The 20,010-nt window shown below is 62.4% G+C and carries 24 protein-coding genes and 1 pseudogene; 10 read left to right on the forward strand and 15 right to left on the reverse strand.

Going from position 1 to position 20,010, the window contains the following annotated elements; all coding sequences use genetic code 11:
• Positions 1-14 precede the first annotated feature (14 nt).
• A complete protein-coding gene (locus FZ983_RS27520) occupies positions 15-203 on the reverse strand; it encodes a hypothetical protein (RefSeq protein WP_149227418.1) in 189 nt (62 codons plus the stop codon).
• A 121-nt stretch (positions 204-324) separates the two neighbouring features.
• Here FZ983_RS27520 and FZ983_RS27525 point away from each other — a divergent pair, with 121 nt between their 5' ends.
• Both FZ983_RS27525 and FZ983_RS27530 read left to right on the forward strand, forming a co-directional pair.
• Positions 325-759 (forward strand): MucR family transcriptional regulator, encoded by a 435-nt coding sequence (locus FZ983_RS27525; protein ID WP_149227419.1) that lies wholly within the window; start codon positions 325-327, stop codon positions 757-759.
• Between the two features lie 79 nt (positions 760-838).
• Positions 839-1,483, forward strand: a complete 645-nt coding sequence (locus FZ983_RS27530; RefSeq protein WP_149227421.1) for a hypothetical protein — start codon at positions 839-841, stop codon at positions 1,481-1,483.
• A gap of 28 nt (positions 1,484-1,511) precedes the next feature.
• On the opposite strand, the gene FZ983_RS27535 is transcribed toward FZ983_RS27530, so the two are convergent.
• Positions 1,512-2,522, reverse strand: a complete 1,011-nt coding sequence (locus FZ983_RS27535; RefSeq protein WP_149227423.1) for a hypothetical protein — start codon at positions 2,520-2,522, stop codon at positions 1,512-1,514.
• Between the two features lie 690 nt (positions 2,523-3,212).
• Between FZ983_RS27535 and FZ983_RS27540 the strand changes: the two genes are divergently transcribed.
• From FZ983_RS27540 to FZ983_RS27550, 3 genes are all read left to right on the forward strand, one after another.
• On the forward strand, positions 3,213-3,926 hold the full coding sequence (locus tag FZ983_RS27540) for a DUF4314 domain-containing protein (protein WP_149227425.1): 714 nt from the start codon (positions 3,213-3,215) through the stop codon (positions 3,924-3,926).
• A gap of 130 nt (positions 3,927-4,056) precedes the next feature.
• Complete coding sequence (locus FZ983_RS27545) at positions 4,057-4,800, forward strand: hypothetical protein (protein ID WP_149227427.1); 744 nt, start codon at positions 4,057-4,059, stop codon at positions 4,798-4,800.
• A 3-nt stretch (positions 4,801-4,803) separates the two neighbouring features.
• Positions 4,804-5,193: a hypothetical protein gene (locus FZ983_RS27550; RefSeq protein WP_149227429.1), complete on the forward strand. Its 390-nt coding sequence runs from the start codon at positions 4,804-4,806 to the stop codon at positions 5,191-5,193.
• A gap of 78 nt (positions 5,194-5,271) precedes the next feature.
• Here the strand turns inward: FZ983_RS27550 and FZ983_RS27555 are convergent, their stop codons facing one another.
• Complete coding sequence (locus FZ983_RS27555) at positions 5,272-5,529, reverse strand: hypothetical protein (RefSeq protein WP_211103001.1); 258 nt, start codon at positions 5,527-5,529, stop codon at positions 5,272-5,274.
• 113 nt (positions 5,530-5,642) lie between these two features.
• Here FZ983_RS27555 and FZ983_RS35145 point away from each other — a divergent pair, with 113 nt between their 5' ends.
• The 4 genes from FZ983_RS35145 to FZ983_RS27570 all read left to right on the forward strand — a co-directional run bounded on the left by FZ983_RS35145 (position 5,643) and on the right by FZ983_RS27570 (position 7,438).
• Complete coding sequence (locus FZ983_RS35145; RefSeq protein WP_282187056.1) at positions 5,643-5,765, forward strand: hypothetical protein; 123 nt, start codon at positions 5,643-5,645, stop codon at positions 5,763-5,765.
• Between the two features lie 16 nt (positions 5,766-5,781).
• The gene (locus tag FZ983_RS27560; protein ID WP_149227433.1) at positions 5,782-6,021 is read left to right on the forward strand and encodes a hypothetical protein; all 240 of its coding nucleotides are present in this window, start codon (positions 5,782-5,784) and stop codon (positions 6,019-6,021) included.
• A 59-nt stretch (positions 6,022-6,080) separates the two neighbouring features.
• Positions 6,081-7,109: a hypothetical protein gene (locus FZ983_RS27565; RefSeq protein ID WP_149227435.1), complete on the forward strand. Its 1,029-nt coding sequence runs from the start codon at positions 6,081-6,083 to the stop codon at positions 7,107-7,109.
• A 74-nt stretch (positions 7,110-7,183) separates the two neighbouring features.
• Complete coding sequence (locus FZ983_RS27570; RefSeq protein ID WP_149227437.1) at positions 7,184-7,438, forward strand: hypothetical protein; 255 nt, start codon at positions 7,184-7,186, stop codon at positions 7,436-7,438.
• On the opposite strand, the gene FZ983_RS27575 is transcribed toward FZ983_RS27570, so the two are convergent.
• From FZ983_RS27575 to FZ983_RS27630, 12 genes are all read right to left on the reverse strand, one after another.
• Positions 7,417-7,974 (reverse strand): hypothetical protein, encoded by a 558-nt coding sequence (locus FZ983_RS27575; RefSeq protein ID WP_149227439.1) that lies wholly within the window; start codon positions 7,972-7,974, stop codon positions 7,417-7,419. The genes FZ983_RS27570 and FZ983_RS27575 overlap by 22 nt on opposite strands.
• A complete protein-coding gene (locus tag FZ983_RS27580) occupies positions 7,947-10,445 on the reverse strand; it encodes an ATP-binding protein (RefSeq protein WP_149227441.1) in 2,499 nt (832 codons plus the stop codon). The genes FZ983_RS27575 and FZ983_RS27580 overlap by 28 nt, the downstream gene beginning before the upstream one ends.
• Positions 10,446-10,812: 367 nt before the next feature.
• Entirely contained in the window at positions 10,813-11,421 is a 609-nt protein-coding gene (locus FZ983_RS27585; protein WP_149227443.1) for a hypothetical protein, read from the reverse strand.
• A complete protein-coding gene (locus FZ983_RS27590) occupies positions 11,418-11,993 on the reverse strand; it encodes a DUF2726 domain-containing protein (RefSeq protein WP_188092550.1) in 576 nt (191 codons plus the stop codon). The genes FZ983_RS27585 and FZ983_RS27590 overlap by 4 nt, the downstream gene beginning before the upstream one ends.
• A gap of 85 nt (positions 11,994-12,078) precedes the next feature.
• Positions 12,079-12,486 (reverse strand): hypothetical protein, encoded by a 408-nt coding sequence (locus FZ983_RS27595; protein WP_149227447.1) that lies wholly within the window; start codon positions 12,484-12,486, stop codon positions 12,079-12,081.
• A gap of 75 nt (positions 12,487-12,561) precedes the next feature.
• A complete protein-coding gene (locus FZ983_RS27600) occupies positions 12,562-12,900 on the reverse strand; it encodes a hypothetical protein (RefSeq protein ID WP_149227449.1) in 339 nt (112 codons plus the stop codon).
• A gap of 10 nt (positions 12,901-12,910) precedes the next feature.
• Positions 12,911-13,558: a hypothetical protein gene (locus tag FZ983_RS27605; RefSeq protein ID WP_149227451.1), complete on the reverse strand. Its 648-nt coding sequence runs from the start codon at positions 13,556-13,558 to the stop codon at positions 12,911-12,913.
• Positions 13,555-14,322, reverse strand: coding sequence for a hypothetical protein (locus FZ983_RS27610; protein WP_149227453.1), 768 nt, complete (start codon positions 14,320-14,322; stop codon positions 13,555-13,557). Before FZ983_RS27610 ends, FZ983_RS27605 begins: the two co-directional genes overlap by 4 nt.
• Before the next feature lie 105 nt (positions 14,323-14,427).
• Positions 14,428-16,530 (reverse strand): hypothetical protein, encoded by a 2,103-nt coding sequence (locus tag FZ983_RS27615; protein ID WP_149227455.1) that lies wholly within the window; start codon positions 16,528-16,530, stop codon positions 14,428-14,430.
• Positions 16,531-17,304: 774 nt separating this feature from the next.
• On the reverse strand, positions 17,305-18,012 hold the full coding sequence (locus FZ983_RS27620) for a site-2 protease family protein (protein WP_149227457.1): 708 nt from the start codon (positions 18,010-18,012) through the stop codon (positions 17,305-17,307).
• A gap of 30 nt (positions 18,013-18,042) precedes the next feature.
• Positions 18,043-18,576: a conjugative transfer protein MobI(A/C) gene (mobI, locus tag FZ983_RS27625; protein ID WP_149227458.1), complete on the reverse strand. Its 534-nt coding sequence runs from the start codon at positions 18,574-18,576 to the stop codon at positions 18,043-18,045.
• A 681-nt stretch (positions 18,577-19,257) separates the two neighbouring features.
• Positions 19,258-19,479: a hypothetical protein gene (locus FZ983_RS27630; RefSeq protein WP_149227460.1), complete on the reverse strand. Its 222-nt coding sequence runs from the start codon at positions 19,477-19,479 to the stop codon at positions 19,258-19,260.
• Between the two features lie 189 nt (positions 19,480-19,668).
• On the opposite strand from FZ983_RS27630, the pseudogene FZ983_RS34915 reads away from it, so the two are divergent.
• A pseudogene (locus tag FZ983_RS34915) lies at positions 19,669-20,004 on the forward strand (IS21 family transposase); the annotation flags it as partial.
• Between the last annotated feature and the right edge of the window lie 6 nt (positions 20,005-20,010).

Here is a 20,010-nt window from a genome sequence, read left to right on the forward strand (position 1 = left end):
AACCAGCTGCAGGATCACCGCTGGCACGGCCGGTCGGCCGCGGCGATCCAGGAGCTCGAGCCGCACGCCGGCAGCAGGCCCGCCAGCGCGCCGCTGGCGTCGGCCAGATGCAGGATCAGCGCTGGCCTGCACTGATGGTCGCCGCGGTGGTGCAGCTGGTCGCACGTCAGCTCGGTGCTGGATGCCGCACTACGCCAATGCAACCGCCTAGGTAGCCAAGAAACCCGTTAAAATTGCCTTGAGCTAACGTGTCCATTCTGCAACAACAACCACAACATGCTTCGTTTCAACAAAGTGCAGAATTCGGCACAGGAGACTCCTTTTATGAGCGAACAGCCGGACAAGTCCAATGTGCTTGTGCTTACCTCGCGGATCGCAACCGCCTACTTGCACAGCCATACCGTCCCAGCGTCCCACCTGCCCGATCTGCTTCGCTCGATCTTCAACAGCCTCTACTACGTTGAGGGTCCTGTTTCTGAACCGCCGGTCCCGATAGAGCCGGCGGTTTCCATTCGTCGGTCGGTAAGTCCCGATTCAATTACGTGCCTGGAATGTGGCCGAAAGTGCAGGATGCTGAAGCGGCACTTGAACAGTGAGCACGACCTAACTCCTGACCAGTACCGGGCAAAATGGGGGCTTCCGCGCGAATATCCTATGACAGCACCAAACTACGCAGCTGCGCGTTCAGCCTTGGCTAAATCCTTAGGTCTTGGACGCTCAACCCATCGACGGACTAAGTCCACCAGCAACAGCAAATAAGCGTTGCGCCTTGTGGATGCTAAGCCGCAGCTAATCAAATTCCTATTGCGACTTTTTATCAAAGCCAGGTGATTTCAACATGAATGAGCATGAGTACAGCGCCTACTTGAAACGTCTGCATAACCTCGTTTACGTCGAGCTTGCTCAAAAAGTCGCTGCTATGGAATTTTTTGTTCGCAACGGCGAGTTAGTAAGGCGGGATGTGGCTGCCGGGCTCATCGAACCCGTACTCCCAGCCATAATATCGGGTCTTCATTACGATGTTACTTTCTCGTTGTATCGCCTCTTCGACAAACGCAACAGTGATCGGAATATTTTTGATTTCCTGAATAAGACTGAGCAGATTCATGACCAACTTTCATGGAAATCACCTTTCCCAAAAGATAATATCAAATCTCACCGATTGCTTCTCGATGAGCTTGCCGATCCCATCGGGCGCCTCGCCAAGAGAAGGAACAAATTTTTTGCCCACTACGACGGACGATACTTCGATGACAAGACGTTACTTGATATAGATTTTCCGTTTGGCGTCGATGACGCCTGCACATTGTTAGATGCTCTGGTGGAGATTGTTCTCTTTTACGGGTCCGCGTATGACGGTATCCACTCAGTCCGGAATTGGCAGATCGTGGTATATTCGTCCACAGAGCGCCTTTACAGCCGCATACGCGAGCAACCTCATATGGATGATTCCAGCCAGGGCGACGCAATCCGAACCACATAACCGCCCGTGTCTCGTGGCAATATCGGTCTCATCTTTCACCAGCCCCCGAGCGAGGGCTAACGGGCATCGGCACTGGAACGTCAGGTCCCGGCGCTGTTGCAGGACTTTCCGGCGGATGCGCTACGTCTACGGCCGGCGCGATGGACAGAGGAATGGTCTGTCGGATTACCGGAGCTTGCTCTGCTTGTGCTCCGGGACCTCCTTCGGGACCTCCCCGTAGCTCCACGGCCCCTTCACGACGATGTGCATCCCCGGAGCCTTTGGCTTCTCCAGGACGGTCCCCTTGCTGTCCCGCAGCGTTCGTGTTCTCAGTTCCTGAGCGCGCAGTGGTCGCTTGTCCATAGGACCCTCCGTTAACCGCATCGTGAACCAATATAGCAACGATCAGCGCCAGTGCGAAGGCCAGCGCGACCATGAGTGCCGAGAATGCCCTGCTGCGGGCCCTCAGACGCGCCCAGTTGTTGGAACGGCTCGCCTGCGCCGCCTTTGCGATCTGTGGAATGAGCGTATTCCTGAGATCGTCCATAATGGCCTGCTCGACCACCTGATCTGTTGCGGACTCCAGCGCCGGTCCATCGGCGTCGGCTCCCGCCGGCGACAGGAGTTTCACGCCGTCATCTTCCGGCGCATCCGGTGCCTCTGTGCCCTTGCGGTAGTAGGTGGCAAGGCTCCCCGAATAGGCCAGGATCTCCTCGGCGTGCATCGGAGACTTGTCTTCACGCCTGCGGACCACCTGATAGAGGAAGTACAGCAGAGACGCCAAACTCGCCAGCACACCACTGAGCAGGCCGAAAACCAGCAGCGGCCACGGCTTCAGCGATGCGCTGGGCAGGAGGCTGCGCGCAAAGCCGACGAACGTCACCAGCACGCCAATAGAGGTGGCGAAGAACGGCAAGCTCCGGACCACGTTCTCTTCCTGCTCCAGCTCGCGCTTGTAGTGCTCGGAGACTAGCCTCTCCACATACTCCGCGGCCTTGCCGGAGAGCCCGGCCGCCTGCGTGGCCGATCCCATATCCTTAGACTGATCGTCGGTGCTCATCCGTGACCTTCGCGGCAGGGGGGCAGGACGGATCGGCACACTCCCCGATGGCCGTTCGCCCCGGCCAGATTGGCGGGCTTGTGTCGAACAAGGAAGCTGGCAACGCCAGATGCGGCCTCACCTACCATTCTATCCATTCGCTCACGGTCCCACTCTGCAATAACCCGCCTGCTCATTCAAGTTGCTTTCGTGATTTTATTCACGATCCGGTCACGACCACTCTTCATTTATACTTATCTCTAGTTGGCTTTAATTATCATGTCGAGACAGTGGCTCCATCTCTCTGCTACAACGTCGCGTCGCGATTCGGGTGCCTCCTCATCCTTTCCCGACCAGATGCTTGGCGGAGCGGCCGATCAAGGCTGGACGCTCGTCGGTGTCAGAAGGTCACGGTACACATCCGGCAGCAAACCTGCCGCTCGTCCTGACGTTACGGTGAATACTGCGGATTTTCTATTGCAGACTGCCATTGATTGCGCAGATTTTTATTTGAGGCTTATGCGTTTTCTTGTTGCCTGCTTTATTTTGCGCGGATACTTTTCTTCTCGTCGGCCGGCCTAGCGCAACTCTGCTGGGCGCTGACATCAACCCCACCTCGTTGATCTGCTCGCATCTGTGCCGCGCACCGCTCCTCTTCCGAGGGCAGCGCGCACTCCGATTACCGAGCTTTCCAGTCGCACTGCACAAGCGATGGACGCCGATTCCCAGGAGACGACAGTGAACGCAACGACTTACCGTGAATCCGACCGCGTGCGCTTGGTCCGGATGCCCAATGACCCCGATCCGGTGCCGGCCGGTATGGAGGGAACCGTCGTGCATGTGACCGATCTGTCCTGCCTGGAGGCCGGTCAGGTGCAGGTTGGCGTGGCATGGGACAACGGGCGCATCTTGGCTGCCGTCTGTCCACCCGACGAACTGGAGCCCGTGACGACCACCGTCAGACGCTATGCGGTGCGGTGCCAAGGCGGAGGTCAGGGCCTGTTCGCGGATTGCCCTGCCTTGGCGGTGTTCGAAATCCGCCGGCCGCTGGCGGAGTTCATCGTCAGGATGGCCACCCTGGTACAGGCCAACGGCCTCACCAAGGTGGAGAAGACAAGCGCGAGTGCATGGTGGCTGGAGCGCGATCCGCGTGACGCCGACGCCGACGCCGACGATTGCCCCATTAATCCGGCGACGCTGTCATGGGCCTCCGAAGACGAGATGAGGTCCGAATGCGACCACCTCGTCGTGACGGACCGCGCCTTTTCGTTCACCTGTTACCGCAGGCATGGAGACGACTTGATCGAGACGGTCGAGCAGCCGATCGCTGAGCTTGCCCGGCACTTCGCCATTCCGTTCGACGCTCCCGCTGACCGAGACACCGCGCCTTCGGCCAGCGCCGCCCCCAGCCTCCCCAACAGCTAAAGCCGGTCCATGCCTAGGCCGTCTCGTCCTGACCACCAGTGACCGGGCGGCCATCCCGGCTACGGCTGCTTCCTGATCGACAGTCCCCTTACTGTCCCGCCACCGCGGCTCCACCCTTCCTCTGACGAGCATGAGCGCCCAGATGTCCCGAGTGAGCCAATCCCAACTCGTTCTGCCCCTCCTTTCCGTTCTGGACGAGCATCCCCGCGGCCTTTCCACAACCGACGCTGTTGCAGCCGTTGCTGAAAGGGTTGGCATCGCTCCCGCGGACCGGGACCGGGCGGTCGCCCTTCCCTCCGGCGCGGAGACCCTCATCGAACACGGGCGAGAGGTGGCTCGACTGCCTCCTACGGACGGGCTGCTAGGCGAGCATGCGCTCCCCTACGGCAACGACGTTTTCCGGGTCCTGGTCGGTTGCGAAAGCACCCCCGCCCCCGTCCACTGCCGCCGCCGCACACGCCGCGATCTGGACACGACAGCCGACGTGCTGAGGCACTTCCCCGGTCGTACCGAGACCGATCCTGATGTGCAGCCGACGATCCATGCGTGCACCGTGCTGCTCGACGAGATCGGCTCCCGGTTTGGGGACGCGACTGAGCATCTCTGGGAACATTTCGTCGACCTGGTCGACGATTGCATGGGGCACGATGCCGCCGCCGGCGCGAACAGCGTGCCTGACGGTCCCGATGGGGAGGAGGTGATCGAGTTCTGCTTCGCTCGCGGGTCGGAGATCAACAATGCGGGCATCGCCGCTCAGGTCGCGACCGTGCTGGCCTATCACGGAGCCGAGGAGGGTGCACGCTTGGTCCGCGCTCTGTACGTTCCGGTGCAGCCGTCTCCCGCGCTGGCGCCCGCCCTTCGTGAGGAGGCATAACCTATGGCAACGCTCCTTTCCGTTCTCGACCTGTCAGTCTCTCATCTGACCTCCGCCGCGCGCGCGGTGCTAGACGCTGCTGGGGCCGACGCGCTGCATCGGATGCAGGAAGGTCGAGCGTTGCCGGCGGGTGTCAGCCTCAGCGCACCTGCGGCCGCGCGCAACAGCCCTGCCCATGTCCTGGTCGTCACGCCAATGGTCTACGGCTGGTTCTGCTACTGTCCGGACGAGACGAACGCGCTGGAGGAGGCAGGCGTGCCCGAAGAGTTGATCCGCATCTTCCAGCACGCCCGCCGGAATGGCGCCAATTATGTGCTGTTCGATGCCGATGCGGCTGAGGATCCTGCCCTCCCCTGCTTCAACGATCAGCAGCCTGTAGACCCCAGCCAGTAGTGATCCAATTCCTGGCCGGGACACTGAAGCCATTTGTGGAGCCGCTGCGGCGCCTGTGGAGCCGCTGCGGCGCCGGGATCATTCTCCGGGACCGGTCATAGTCCCGGTGACGGCGCCGTCGATCTGTTCGAGCCAAGTTGCTCGCTTGTCCAGCGGTAGGAGCTCCCAGGCGAGTATCAATGAGCAGAGATACAGGGGCACGCCGCTGGAGAGCTCGCCGCGCAGCGCCCGGCCAACGCTGTTGGGAGCCAGCCCGGCAACGACCGCGAGGGTCTGTTGGTTGAGGCCGGCGGCATCCGCTCGCCTTCCCCAGTAGGAAGTGGGTTTCTTTGCCATGAGGATCACGTTAGCGGGTCCAAATAAACAACACAATGTTTGTTTTCACTTGCGCCGATAACAACCATTATGTATCTTATCCGTATTCCAGTCATTTCTGAGGTTCGCTTCTGATGGACCGTATCGCCGCCGAGCTCTCCGCCCGCCTCGATGCCGAGGATCGGTTGTCCAATATGGCGCTCATGCGGCGTGCGGCGGACGAGCTGGTACGCGACCTAGTCCAACGCCAGCTTTAGAGAGGGATGTGCCCAAATGGCTGACATACTGCATCGCGAATATCACCTCCGCCCCGCCGGCCGCTGCTGCGACTTCGTTGTCGTGACCGCTCCGACGCGCGGTGAAGCACTAGAGCAGCTTAAACGCGCGGCCTATGCCGACTACCCTGATAACTTCCCGCCTGAGTGGGAGATTTTTGAAGGCGTGCTCAAGCGCATTTGCCGTGAAGATGCTCACAATGCGTTGTTCGGCCAACTGTCGTTGCCCCATCTCTGACAGCTAGGCACGGCACTTTCTTCCTTATTCAGCCACATTCAGTCTGTGGATACGCCCCCATGTCGAGCCTTTTCTCCCCAAGCGACCTGCCCCTCGCACCCGCGCCGGATCGTTCGGCCTCAAGATCCCGCTGTGGTGCGACCGCGCCTGCACACTCCATCGCCGACACTGCCGCCGCCTATGGCGTTGCAAGCAAGGCTGACAAGACGGCCGAGAACGCGGAGATCGCCGCGGCCTTCCAGGCGCGGTATCCATCGGACCGCCTGTTGCCGATGCCCGCCCCGCCGCATACCGACTGGACGGCGGAGCGCGTGGAGTTGGTGCGTGAGTTGTCGGAACGCCTCGTGGCGGCGAGCGGGGACTATCGCACTGCCAACCTCTGGCGTGCCAACCTCGCGCGGCCGCGCGGGGAGTTTTCCAGTCCGGATGCAGCGTTGCGTCGCGTCGTCGAAGGCTGCGAGTTGCGGGTGCGCATCCAAGCCGGCCTTGAGCCGGGCTTTCGCTACCGGGACCCCGCAGAGGTGACCGCACCAGAACCATCGGTGGCCGCGCCACCAGCGCTGACCAAGACCAAGCGTCGCGCGCGGATCGCCATGCCGTCCTGTGGCTTGGCACTCCAGATGCGGGCGGGGCACTGTATCGTATCGGTATCGTGGGGGAACCAGCATTCATCCCCCCCGCCCGGGCTGCCTCGCGTCATCTGGCAGCTGGCGGTACCGGCCTTCGACCGGGCTTATGCCATGGCCTGCGCGCCGGACTTCATCCCCGGCACCGGCTGGGCAGTCGGAGTCAGCTTCCAACACGCCGACGGCGCCCGCTGGTCTGAGGAGGCGAAAGGACGGGTGCGCCGGCGGAACCTGGAAAAACGGCTCGAGAGTAAGGCCCCGCTGTTTGCCAAGCTCTTCGTCGCCGCTGAACTCGCGGCTCGCCCTGACTATTTCGCTGGCAAGCCGTATGATAGGCAGCCCTTGCCGCGCCCCACGCAGGAGTCTCCCCAGGCTCCGGAACAGGTTGGCCAGCCAGTGCCCTACACGCCGCAATCGGAGATGCTGGGCCACAACGGTGGTCCACCGCTCGGTCCGGTCTGACTCCGACACATCCCCTCCTGCCCGTCACCAGTCCGTCCACGACTAGGGCGCGCGCCTCAACTCAGGGCCTCACCATGCTGTTTCCAGACCTTCCTGACGCGCCGGCCACACCGATGTTGGAAAAGCACTGCACCCCCAATGAGATCGCCTTCCTGCGGATCAGGCTGGGCCGAAAAGGTGTTCGCAGCCTCCTCCCCACAAAGGCGGACTTCAAGCGCTTGGAACGGGGCGGGTGGATTGCCGACGATAAGGCACCGACCGACAAAGCCAAACGTGCGGTCGAGGATTACGAGAATCGCCACGGGATCTACGCCCCTCCCCCGGGCTGACCGTCGGCACCAAGCGCGACAAGCCTCGCAAGGTCCAACTCGCCCTCCGTGCCCCAGCCGGCGGTGCCAGTCTTAACCTTCGGCCGGAACGCCTCGTACAGCCCGAACGCCTGACGGCCCAAGTCAGCCGCTGGCAGGGAGTGGGCCAGCGCTGTCATGGCTTCGCGTACTTCATCCAAGTCATCCCCGAACTTGCCAGCCAGGTACCGGCTGACGCTCTGCGGCATGATGGCCTTGCCTTGGCGCAATGCGCGCAGGCCGTCTTCGGTTCGAACGGCGGCGATCGACCACCCCATGAGCTCGAGTTGGATCGCCTCGCCGTGCTCGAGCGCCTTGCGCGTCTGGTTCACCGTCTCAGGGCTCGGTTGATAGATCCCCAATCGAACACCTTTGGAGTGCGCTGTGAGACCCGACAGGGCCTTGCCCATAGTGAGCGCCTCGTCGCGGTCAAAGCCCAGCTGTTCCGCGACCACCGCTGCCCACAGCGTCAACACCGGCGCACGGTTGATCATGATCTTTCGACGCGAACCCGGCATGGCCCCATCCAGGTAATGATGCTTCTCCCCAACAGTGGCCAACATCGGCTGTTCCACGGCGGAGCCCGCGGCCTACTTCTTCCATGCACTCTTTCCAGTTGCACAAGGGCTCGCGGTTGCGAGTTCGTTGCACCGCTCCGCGGCCGGTCTAGGCCTCCCGCCAGGTTGCACGCCTGGAGCCTGCCGTTCCGGCCGCGTTTGACCGAAGGTCCGGTCACGATCGCGCGCACCGGTGCAGTGCGCCGTCTGCGGACGTCGTTGCTGCGGCTTCTTGTGGGGCGCCCTACCCAGCGTCGTGCCGACCAGACAGGAGCCGCGACGTCGATCGCCGTCGCCACCGGCGCAATGCCGCTGGCAGCCAGCAAAAGCTCTTCCATGAGTGGAGCGCCCGCGGGCGGCTGAGACTGCTCCAGCGGCTCCCCAAGGGCCGAAGCATCGACGGGCGGCGACTGGGCAGCGCTCTGTTCGGTGCCAGCGTCTAGCAGCTCCTCTGCGAGTTTCCGGCCGGTTCCACGCTCGAAGTCTTCGACCCGAACCCACACCCTCTCGTTCAGCAGCAGCGACCCCTTGTCGACGGCCTCTGCCCTGATGGTCTCGTTGCTTGAAACGGCCTTCAGTCGCCAGCGCTTCGACTGGTCATCGAACTCGTCGCCGATCCGAAGCGGCCGGCGCCGCTCATCCGCCCACAGTTCCCGGGCACGCTCCGCAGCTAAGCGACGTATCGTCTGAATCACTTCGCTGGTCTCGGACCGACGCTTGCGGGTCACTGCGGCCCGCCCCGGCTTGCCAGCTTCACCCCATGTGACGGTTGGCGTCTTTCCGTCCTTCCCCAGATCGTAGTTCCAGAGCGCCGGCCCGGCGCTGGTGTCGACCTTTACCAGAAGGTGGCTCGTGTGGCGCGGTCGTCGTGCCGCGACGCCTTGTTCACGCAGCCGCCGGCGCATCAGGTCCAACTCCGCCGCCACCGGGTCAGTGTCGTATCGCTCCGCACGTCGTGCCGCCCGGTCTTTCCGTACAGCGGGGTCAGGAGAAAAATCCAGCGCCAGTGGTCGCTCGAACTGCTGGGCCGCGAGCGGCCCGTCACAATCTTGGGCTGGCTCGAACCCGCGGCCTTGCCGGAGCCGAACACCAGCGTCCGCGATCACGAAGCGACGCTTGGTACGCGCCAGCGCGATCTGATCGGCAAGGTCGTCGAACTGCGTCTCCAACTGCTTGGCGCGCCAGAATGCATCACGGGCACCGGCAACACTACCGGCGCCATCGCAGCTGGCGCGAAGGCGGGCGATTTCGGTGCCCACCTCGTATAGGGCTCGCTCAAAACCGTCACGATCCACCGGCTGCCAAGTCAAGAATGGTGCACCACGCGCCCTGTCGCGCCTCTCCTGAATCACCGCGGCGGCCGCTTTGTTGACTACGACGGACAAGACGTCGTCTGGGTCGAAAGGACCGAGCACCTTGCTGCCCAGCCCGCCAGCACCTGCCGGCGCGTGGACTAGGAAGTGCAGACCCGCCTGGGTCAGGTAGCTGCCGGTGATCGTATCGCCGTAGACCGTTCCCTCGTCCTCGTACGGGCCTCGGAGATGCATCGTGATCCTGTCCTGCGGCGCAAGCCCGGCGAATGCGCCAGGGTGTTTGTCCGCAGTCTCGGCACCATCTGCCGGCCGGACGACAGCCGGACCGTCCTGGACCATTTCAAAGGCCACCTGCCGCGACAGTTGGACGAGGCGGTTATGTCCCCAGACAAGGAGGTCTGTGGCTCGATCGTTCTGACGCTGCCCGCGCGGCAGTTGGTTAAAAGCGCCACCTCCACGAGGGCACTCGATAAAGCGGATCAGGTTCCTCAGGGCCTCAGGGTCTCCCTCGACGTTCACCCGTTCCTTGGTCAGGGAATGCAAGTGATTGGCGACGTCTCTATTCTGCTTCTCAGAGCACCTGCGGGCCAGAATGGTTGATGCGCCCTCCAGCCATTCGCTGATCGTCCGCCAGCGAATGCGGGTGCCGAATGTCGTGACGATCGGCAGGTTGTCAGCGGGCAGGAGCAGGAGATCCCGCTCGCTGAACAATTCCACCTTTTCGACACGCTCACGCGGAAGAGGATCGAGCCGAATGTAGAGGTGATCAGAGCTATTCGGCCGAACAACGCATCCTTCCCGTCCAGGCCAGCGTTGGCGATCAGGATGGAGCGTCCGATAATCCAGGCTGATCTGAACGCGCCGACCTTCATAGAAGCCGCGGGCAGCCCAATCGTGCTCCAGCTTTATCTCCGAGCGCCGGATGCGTTCGCAGATGACAGCCTGTTCAAGCTCGGTGCGCTCGCCCCATGGGGCAAGCCGGCGCATGGGGAATGCCGCCAGTTCCTCATCGGTCATGGCTTCAGGAGCGGCGCTATTCGACGGTTGCTGCTCCACCGCCGGCGATAGCTGCATCGCCCCTTCGTTGATGACGCGCTTTGAATGCGTTGCTGCCATCATGGCCTGACCTCATATCCGAATCTCTGTGCCGTCCAAGACGGGCTACCAGCATGATGTCCACCACAGATCGCATGTCAACAAATAACCAGCGCCATATTTGCTGTTATATTACTTTAGGGTCGCGTATACAGCAGTCTGTTCACGATCATCTTTACGCAACATCTTGAGTCATCACCGGCTTCTGTATGCCCTTGCTTCAGCGGACCCTGGCACGCCAGTGAAGGGGTTCCTGTCGTGACCGCCCTATCCCCCGAGCCCTTGTCTGATACTTCAACTCCTTTCCGCTTCGCTTCCTTGCAACGCGTCCGGGTTCGGAGGGGAGATCATGACGGGATCAGCGTGGCGCGCGGGCGTAGCTTTAGCCTGGTCACCTCCCGAATAGCCGTGCGGCAATCGCGATCCCACAGAGCGTTCCGAAGGACAGCGGCAGCAACGCCGCGCTGGCGATGATGATCGTGCTCGCTGCGGCAACACCAACCCCCGTCAGGATGATGCACACGGGCCCGACGATGATTGCCCCACAAAAGCCGGTTCCGGCCATGCGAAGCATCCAGCTGTTCTGGCATTCCGCCGCCTCGATTGTTGCGCTTCCGCGCCCAGCAATCAGCGGCTGGGCATAGCCGGCCACCGTTATCAGCATCACGAGGATCAAGGCGGACACCAGTTCAGCGCCGGCTCCGCGCCAGTAGATGAAGGCGGCCTCAATCCATCCTGCCCAGGCGACAGCGACGCCCCAATGGCACCAGCTATATTCTGCAACCGTCCGCGCGCTCCCTTGCACCCGCTTGGGCCGGCCGGTGCTGCTGTTCTCCCAACCCAGCAGCGCCAGCGCCGCCGCAGCATGCAGCGCCAGAAGGATGCGCGATGCCGGCGATCCGTAACCGACTATCGCCGCGAGGGCCAATCCGGGGATCGCCCCCAGGACGCAAGCGATGATCCACTGCCGACCGGCGCATGTCCAAAACCCGTTGCTCATGCCTCAGCCCTGAAAGCGCGGCTAGGTTTCGCCGACTGTACGCTCTGCGTGCCATCAGCGACCAAGGCCACGATGGCTTCCCATTCGATCTCCTGGCCGGGTCGGATGCGCCGAACCGGGACCCCGGCGGCGTGCAGCGCGCGATCGATGTCCGCATCACGCTGCTGCCGTTCCGGTCGATCATGCGAGCTATCATCGAGTTCGATCACGAGACGCGGGATTGCGCCCTCATCGATCAGCACGAAGTCGACGGATCGAGGGGCGAGTTTGCCAAGAGCAGCGCGCTGGTGACCAGATGAAGGCGCGGAGATCGAGACGATGTCGGCCGCCCGCACCTGCGGACAGAGGTACCAGCCTGCCGGAAGACTGGCACGCAGTGGGCCAAAAACTTTCAATTCCCACGGCGAGAGCAACGGCTTCGCACGGTACGTCGCCGTGATTGGCAGCCCAGCCGCTTTTCCTTCTTCGCTTGCAGCGGCGGCGTGCTTCCGTGCCTTGTCTTGGCGATTCCGGAGGACCAATAGCACGACACATGCCACCGTCAGCGATGCAACGATACTTACCGTGTTCATCCAACCCATCCTCGTGAGCGGCAGTCAATAGGAGACCGTGAGAGGCCAGCCCGAGGGTCGGGCTGACCACTCACGGCATGGTTGGTCAGTGGTCGGAGCGGCCGAACTGCAGCCATCTCTTTAACGAGCCTTTAAGCCGACCGGACGCCGCGCCTAGGCGCATGTCGAGGCCGTCTCGCCACCGCGCGGGGAGGATCGGGCCGAACGAGCTTCTACCGATAATGATCGTGGCCACGATCATGATAAGCGCGGCTCCGACACTCGTCCTGAAGACGGTCTGCGACATCTCCAGCAGCTTTTCAACGGTGACAGGGGTTTGGGCCATCCAGCTCGTTCCCACCTGCCTGAATAGCTCAAACATTAGGATGCCGTACACGGCAAACACGGCCGCCGCGACCTTGAGTGCAGCGAGAGTGACCCGCCACAGGAAGATGATGAGTTCCCACAAGGGGCGGACGGCGAGCAGCCAAGTCGATGATGAGAACGAGGTCATTGAAGGGTCTCCTGTTGTTGTAGATGGACCATGCCCGCTGGTCCAGACGACCTGCCGCTGGCCGGCGCCCGCGGCTCACTTCGCCGACGGCTTGCCGCTGACGGGCGCGAAGAGGAAGAAGACGACGCAGGAGCCGGCCAAGAACGGCATTCCCCACAGAAATCCGTCGATAAGGATCTCGTAGGTCAAGGCAAGGATCCGCATCAGATCGCCGTCGGCGAACGCCTTCAGCAGCTCAGCCTCGCAACCGAGAGGCTGGAAGACGGGCCAATACGCGATAGTTGCGCCAATCAAGAATAATGCAGCGCTGACGGTCAGGCGCACCCATTCCCGAAGGCTGCCAAACTGCAGGGCTTCGCCGGTCCTCTTGGTGACGCGGATGTAACGCTGAGCTCTTGCAATAATACTGTGCATGACGACTTCCTTAAATGTCTTCGGCAATACCCCATGCATCTTCTTCGGCACCACCCGCGGCCAGACACATGACCAAAGTGACGAGGTAAGCGGGATACCGCTCGGCCCATCGCTTAATTTTCTGCACTTGGTTGATGCTCAGGGAACAATAGGGCTGGGTGAGATCGACGAATTCTGGCGCATGCCGAAGATGCCAGCTATTGGCCTCACACGCACTCCAGAGCGCATATCTGATAATCTTCACATAGTGATCAGGTATCCTTAGCGTGTATTCATTGTGCTCAAGGGTCTTATAAAATTCGCTGATGATCTCATCAAGCATCGCGCTTTGTTTCAGGTATTGTGCACGGTAATACCTTGCTTCTGAGACGAGGTGTTCTACGCCTCTGTCTTCGCGGCGGCGGATGACTGTGTTCAAGACGCACGAGAATGCCTTGCTACATCTGGTGAGCAGCGTCTGTGGAGTCGCGTCCTGACAAGGGTCCTGGTTGGTTTGAAGCTGGTTCATAGTTTCTGATCCACGAGTGGTGTCGAAGATTCGGCCCCTGGGACCAACATCCTGGCTGGGCACCGTTCTGCCCGCCGGGGTATCGCTCACGCGCTGGACAGCGCCCGGGCCTGCCCTGGAGAGTTGGGGCATCTCCGGCTTCTTTTTCATTTCAAGATCCTTTCGGCCGCTCGTAATGGCGCGATATCGTGCTGGCGCCAATCTGTCAGTGCCGGCGGCATGTGGACCTGATGCGTCAGTCCCAACCGGCGGGTCGCGACAATTACAGCGGTGTCGTCGACAAGCTCACGTCGCCGGTCGATGACGTGGTCGATCAGGGCTGCGGCCGGCCGACGGCCGCAGGATTGCAGAACCCGCTGGGCATGCTCCGGCCACAACGAGCGCCAAAGTCCGTCGCTTGCCAGCACCAGGTGCCCATTGAGAAGCAGCGGCCCCTTCATCTCAGGCATAGCGATGCGGTCGCCGACCCGCCGGCGCTCCTGGCGTGCCGTAAGCTCCACCCGCTCCTCACCAAACATCCAGGCCTGAGAGTCCCCGACCGACGCCAGCCACACCTGCCCGTCGACGATGAGCGCGCCGATCAGCGTCGTGGTTCCGGTGTCAGCCCGGGCTGCGCAGGCACGGTCAGCCGCAAGGATGGCCCGGGGCAGCGCCGCCGGGTCCCAGCGTGCGAGCGTCATGTGCATCATGACGTCGGTGATCGCCGCCTGAGCGGCCTGGTGTCCGTCGCCTCCGGTCGAGCAGCCGTCGGCAAGAAACAGCGCGGCACCATTGGGCATATTCGGAATCGGGTGGACCGCAGTCACGTCTTCACCGCGCCCACCGTGGAGAGGACGGGCATCCTCGTCGATGTCAATTGGGTCGAGTGAAGGGGTGGCCCCAAGTGCAGCTGCGGTGATGGTCAGGTGGGTCACATGGCACCTCAGGACGAAGGCGCGGTTGCCTTCATTTGGCTCGGGTGGACTTCAGCCCGCTACGGTCGTCGCGTCACTACCGGCCGACCGAGAGCAGGCGGAGGATCAGGGTGTAAGGGGCAGCTGAAGAGGCAGGACTTCGCGTATGAGCCAAGGACCGCGTCCTTCGCAGCCGGCTACCGCGGCGTGACGTGTCGGCCAGGGTCCGGCTCGCCGGCCGGTGGCGTCGTAGGCCAGCCATAGACCGGTGAACTGAGCGCTGTTCTGAACGAAATCGCGAGCCCAAGCGTCTTTGGCCAATGCCAGCTCGTCGCCGACCAGTTCGCCGACGAAGTCCTGCAGATCGGTGCAAACGCGGACAGCGAGGTACTCTTGCGGGCGCAGCAACATTGTCTCACTGCCAGCGTCCATCGCATCCAGCATGTCCTGGACCTGCAAAGCCATACGCGTTTGCCAGAGCCGGCCGACCAGTTGCTTCACATGCGCTCCCGCTTGGTCGCAGGAATCCTTCATAAACCAGAAGGTGCCCACAACGTCAGTGAGCGCCACGAAGGCATCGTGGGGGCCTGTGTTCGGGTCGAACTCGAACATGAACGTGGTGCCGTATGGGCGGCTAAGCCGTAGGTGGATACTTAGCCAGCGCCAAACGTCTTCGTCCGACTTAAGGGCCGCCACATCGAGACCATGGACGATGCTCAGCCGATCGGCGCCTCGCCCTCGCGGATTCGCCCGAAGGGCGATGGCAACGAGCGCGGTGATAGTCGTAAGCGCCCTTGGGTCGTCGCGATCTTCCACATCGATTGCAAGCGGCGTGGGATTGGCTCCGTCAAGGATCCCCGCCGGTAGCCGGGCGCCGATCCAGTGCAGGCTGGTGCTTAGGCGGTGCCGTTGCCCGCCGACTTCAGGAACGGCATTGAGCAGGGTTTCGATCGCCCGTTCTTCAGGACTGGTCCGCACCAGAATCTCTGCCAACTTCGGAGCGAGACCGATGGTGTCTGGTTGCGGCCCCAGAACATGAGCGAGCCAGTGAGCAAAAAGGTCTTCATGCTGCTCAGTAACTGCCTGTAATAATTGCCGAAGGCCGCGACCGTCCCCCTGCTGGCTTGAGGCCGTTAGGCAATCTCCACCTACCGTCCGCACCCATCGAGTCATCACCGGTGAACGGTCGAAGGTGAAGAGGTTGTCCTCCCCATGCCGCAGCGCTCCGCTCAGGATCGCCGTTGCCAGCGCTCGGGTTCTCGATTTCGCAGCACCAGCGATCACCGCGTGCGGCAGACCCATTGGCCAGGGGGCATAGGCGAGCACACCACCTGGACGGGTTGGCACCTGTAGGACAGACGGAGGCGAAAAGCCGAAGCCGATATCGGTTCCCGGACGGCAGTGATGGTCACTGCGTAGCACCACCTCCTGGACCATTCGCTCCAGAGGGAGGGTGATTGGGCGGGGCGACCACCAGCGGGACGGACGGCCGGCGAATGCCTCAACGGCAGAGCGGCTTGGCAGGTCCTCCTCACAGGCCGCAACCAGGAGAACGGTCTGTCGGGCCGCCAACGGGATGCCGTCTCGCCAGTCGGTGTCGCAGCTAACCTGTGTTCGGAGCGTCCAGGCGCCTGCCATCTCGGCGAGGTCGTCGGGGGTGACCAGCCGGTCTCGACGTGACACTGGCACCGACCGCACAGCGCGCCGGAGGAACGGTGTGTACCGCCGCAGCCGATGGTCTGACGAACAAGCCTCTGTCAGATCTTCACCCGCCAGCGCCTCTTCGATGTGGACGTCGCCGTTCCCGGAGGCCCTCAACCAGGTCCTCTGTTCAGCGGAGATGGGATCGGCTACGGGTTCGCCTAGAGTGCGCAGGCAGGTAGCGATGCGATGAACCGCAGGTTCTACCTGCCTCGACAGCGATGGTTGGCCGGATACGGTGATCGTTGTGGCGACGACGCGGATCGGTTGACCGGATTGCTCGAACCGTGCCAGCGCCTGGTCCAAAACCGTCACCCCAATCCCGGGCCGAGAAGCGGAGCGCTCCCACCGGCAGGCGGTCTCGACGATAATCGTCCTCCCGCACCCGAGCATTTGGAACGCTGATTCCATCATCTCAGGCGCCCAGTAGGGCACCAACCCTGATCGTACCAAGAACGTCATGGTCAGAGGCGCCTTGTCCGGAAGCGACGCCACCGGTTCATTGACGCTGGTCCAAAGCATGCTCATGCGGTGAGCCTCGCCGTACAATGCAGATCAGTGGCTGGACGGTATCCGCCACAGAGCTGATGCTACCGATCTGGCTGGCATACCGCCGCTGAGCGCGGCGCTCGTTTTTTTCGGGTTCTTCGGGCTCTCCACGCATGATGCCCAGGTGCCGATTCTCGCGGTGATGTCCCAGCTCATGCAGCCGACCGCCGGGGAGCCGCTACGATTCTGCTTCTGGCACGGCTGCGGACATTACGGTGCAGCGGGGCGTCGGGACGCCCCTGCCTAGGTGGCCGTCCAATGGGCTTGCTCAATCGGAACCGGGTAAGGCGGCGCTCGGGTCGGGTGCCGATGATGCTAACAGGATCGTGCGGCGGGATGAACGCGATCAGCACCTCATAGCACGTCCCGCAAGCGGGCGGTGATCCAGGTGGGACCGCTCCTGGGTCTGCTCACCACGCATCCTCAATGTCGAGACCACCGGGGTCAGGTCGGGACTCGCGCGCGGGCTGTGGGTGGGTGCGTCAGAGGCGGTGATCACGTGCGGATCAGAGGGGCGCGGGTCTAGCCCCTCGGGACCTCCTGCGCGCAACGGGTGGTCTCGTGCGGACTGTGCTGAACGGAAATTGGTGATGGTGCTCGGGATGCGACGCGCGTGACCTGGGTGATCCAATGTCAGGCGCGGAGATCGCTTCATTCACCTGAGGCGCTGCGTGCGAATGGGTGTTCCCGGCCCCCATCCAGGTGTGAGAGCCCGGCCAGGGAGATGTTCCCAGCCAGGGCGTAGTTCATCCGTCAAGGCGCAAACACGATTACTGCGAACAGAACTGAGCTGGCGACCACCAGCAGCACCGTCTCGACGCTACGCGCGGCATTTCGCCCAAGCACCCACTCTACCGTGCCCGCCGCGATCCTCTGCCCATCGAGCGGCGGGAGCGGCAAGAGGTTGACTAGCCCCATCGACATCGACATGACGCCGGCCCAGAACAGCGCCCGCATCAGTATTGTATCGCCAAGCGGCAGGCCGAACAGCCCGAGCGGCGCAGCTGGCACGCGGGTCCAAATGCTGAATGCCCTTTCAAGCATGCTCCCGGCGAGACTGCTGGTGACGAACCCGACGAGTGCCCCCCCATCAGAGACAACGTTGCGAAGCGTCGAAAGCGCGTCCCATTCGGCCATCGCACCGGTGTGTGCGAGAAGTAGCAGCCCGCCACTGACAAAGTTCGCCGCCGGCCCTGCGGCGGCCACTGCCACGCGCCGCCCCGCGTCCAACTGCTTATATCCGGCAGCATCATACCGGACCCACCCGAACACGGGGAACAGTCCCACCTGCCACCGCGTCCCATTCGCGGTGGTCCACGCGAGACACGGGCCGATCCCGACGACGATTTGGTTGACGCGCAGTCCGACCGCTCGCGCTGCCAGCACATGCCCCGTCTCATGGACGAAGAGAGCTAACGCAACGAGCGCGCCATACAGAGCCACTCCGATCAGTAGGGTCATGGCCTATCTGCCTTAATGCTGAAACGCCTCCTACTCTATCAGGTCGCTCAGATCGCGCGGCAGCGCCAAATCCTTTCCAAGATCGAGATCGTTCTGCACCTCCACACTCTCCTCCGCGATCTCCGGCGCAAATGTTAGGTCCAGACCCGCCGCCGCCGCATACGCTTTGAATCCACGCTGGAGGTTTCCCAGCATTGGCGTGAGGCGGCGGATAGGCTCCGCCAACTGCTCGATTCTCTCGATGTGCGCGACCTCCCAGTCGTGGGCTCTAGGAAAGTCAGTCTCGCGATACCGATAGCGCTGCTTCGGAAGCCTGATGTGGAACGGCCGTCGCTGCTTTTGCCCCGCTCGCGTGATGTAGCGAATTTCGAACCACTGAATGCTCACTCCCGCTGCCCGTGGTCGCAAGCTGACTCCATACCGTCCACGGCGCGCGGCATCCGCCATCCCTCGCTCTCGATGTTCATCCCAGAACTGTTCAACCGCCGGCTTGATTGAAGCCAGCAACCTCTCCTGCTCGCTGGCGATGAACTGTAGAACCACAGAAGGAGAGAGGGAGGCCATGCGCGTAGCTCCGGCGTCTATCTAAGCATATGTGCCCAAGGGGGGGTCGGGCACTTACCCAATCACGCCGAATCCACCACTGTCAACGTGGATATGTGCCTGAACCCTAGCTTCCGGCACGTATCCACGTGCGGCATTCTGCTTCGTAGGAACGCCTAAGTGCCCATACAGTATCTTCCGGCACATAGTAGATTGGGTCGCACGAGGATGGATCATTGTATGTGTCTGCTACCCTATATCAGGCACTTAGTGTTTCGACGCATTATGCTACGTTTTTTCATATGTGCCTAAACCCTATGTTTCGGCACATATGAAACCGAGGCATTTTGCTACGATTTCATGTCTCATGCCTGGGCCCCAGCAGATGCTCCTTGATAGGTTCAAACCGCCTGCTTTGGCCCCAAACAACGAAAGCCATCACCATCCCAACCGAGGTTCCATTCGACCGACGGTCTCAATGGTGGGTAACACCTCGCTAACTTTTTCCCGGCACCACCCTGCTCGACTGTCCCCAAACACCCTGCCCTCTAGACCCCGCTTACCCTCAAAAGCTATCTTTTTCCGTCCATTACTCCGTAGCTGCGCAAATTGATCCCTCCCGCTCACCAGACGCTGTTTTTATCGCTTTTTATCGCCGCTTGGCTCCACAGCATGGATCCCATCCAGATTGGGTGTTGAACGTCAGCTCCACCCCTCCGCCGCGGTCGCTCCAGTCTCTGCGGCACAGCCCGCCGGCGCCGCAGCCCGGCCGGTGACGCCGCGGCGGAGCTGGGCGAGCGTCAGCCCGCCGGCGCCGCAGCCCGGCCGGTGACGCCGCGGCGGAGCTGGGCGAGCGTCAGCCCGCCGGCGCCGCAGCCCGGCCGGTGACGCCGCGGCGGAGAAATTTTTGCGCATGTCGAACATGCGCGCGAACGCCTGGACCAGTTCTCCTGCCGGGCCTGCGAGACGATCAGCTGTCAAACGACATCCCAAACTGCCCCCTTGGCGACACGAGGAACTGCCGCCCGGCAGCCATCACATGCCCCGCGATCAGGTCGTGCAGCGGCTTCAGCACCTCGGCGGTGCCCACCTGGTCGGCCAGGGTGAACAGGCTGCGCGCCCCATCGAGCGCGCACCGAGGGCAAGGACGAGCGCGGCGTTGGCTACTTCAAGCGCAACGCGATCGCCAGCCGGTCCTTCGCGCCCTGGGCGGAATTGGAAGGGCATCTGGAGGCCTGGACGCGTGCCATCACCGATCAACAGTGTCACGGCACGACCGGCGAAGCGCCGATCGAGCGGTTCCGGCGGGAGGAGGCCCAGGCGCTGAAGCCGCTGGTCGGCATCCCACCCTTCACCACGGCGCGCGACCTGGTTCGCCGGGTCGGCACAGACTGCGCGGTGAAGGTGGACGGCAACGCCTACTCGGTGCCCTGGCGGCTGATCGGCGAGCGGGAG

The organism is Azospirillum sp. B21 (assembly GCF_008364825.1).
Lineage (GTDB): Bacteria > Pseudomonadota > Alphaproteobacteria > Azospirillales > Azospirillaceae > Azospirillum.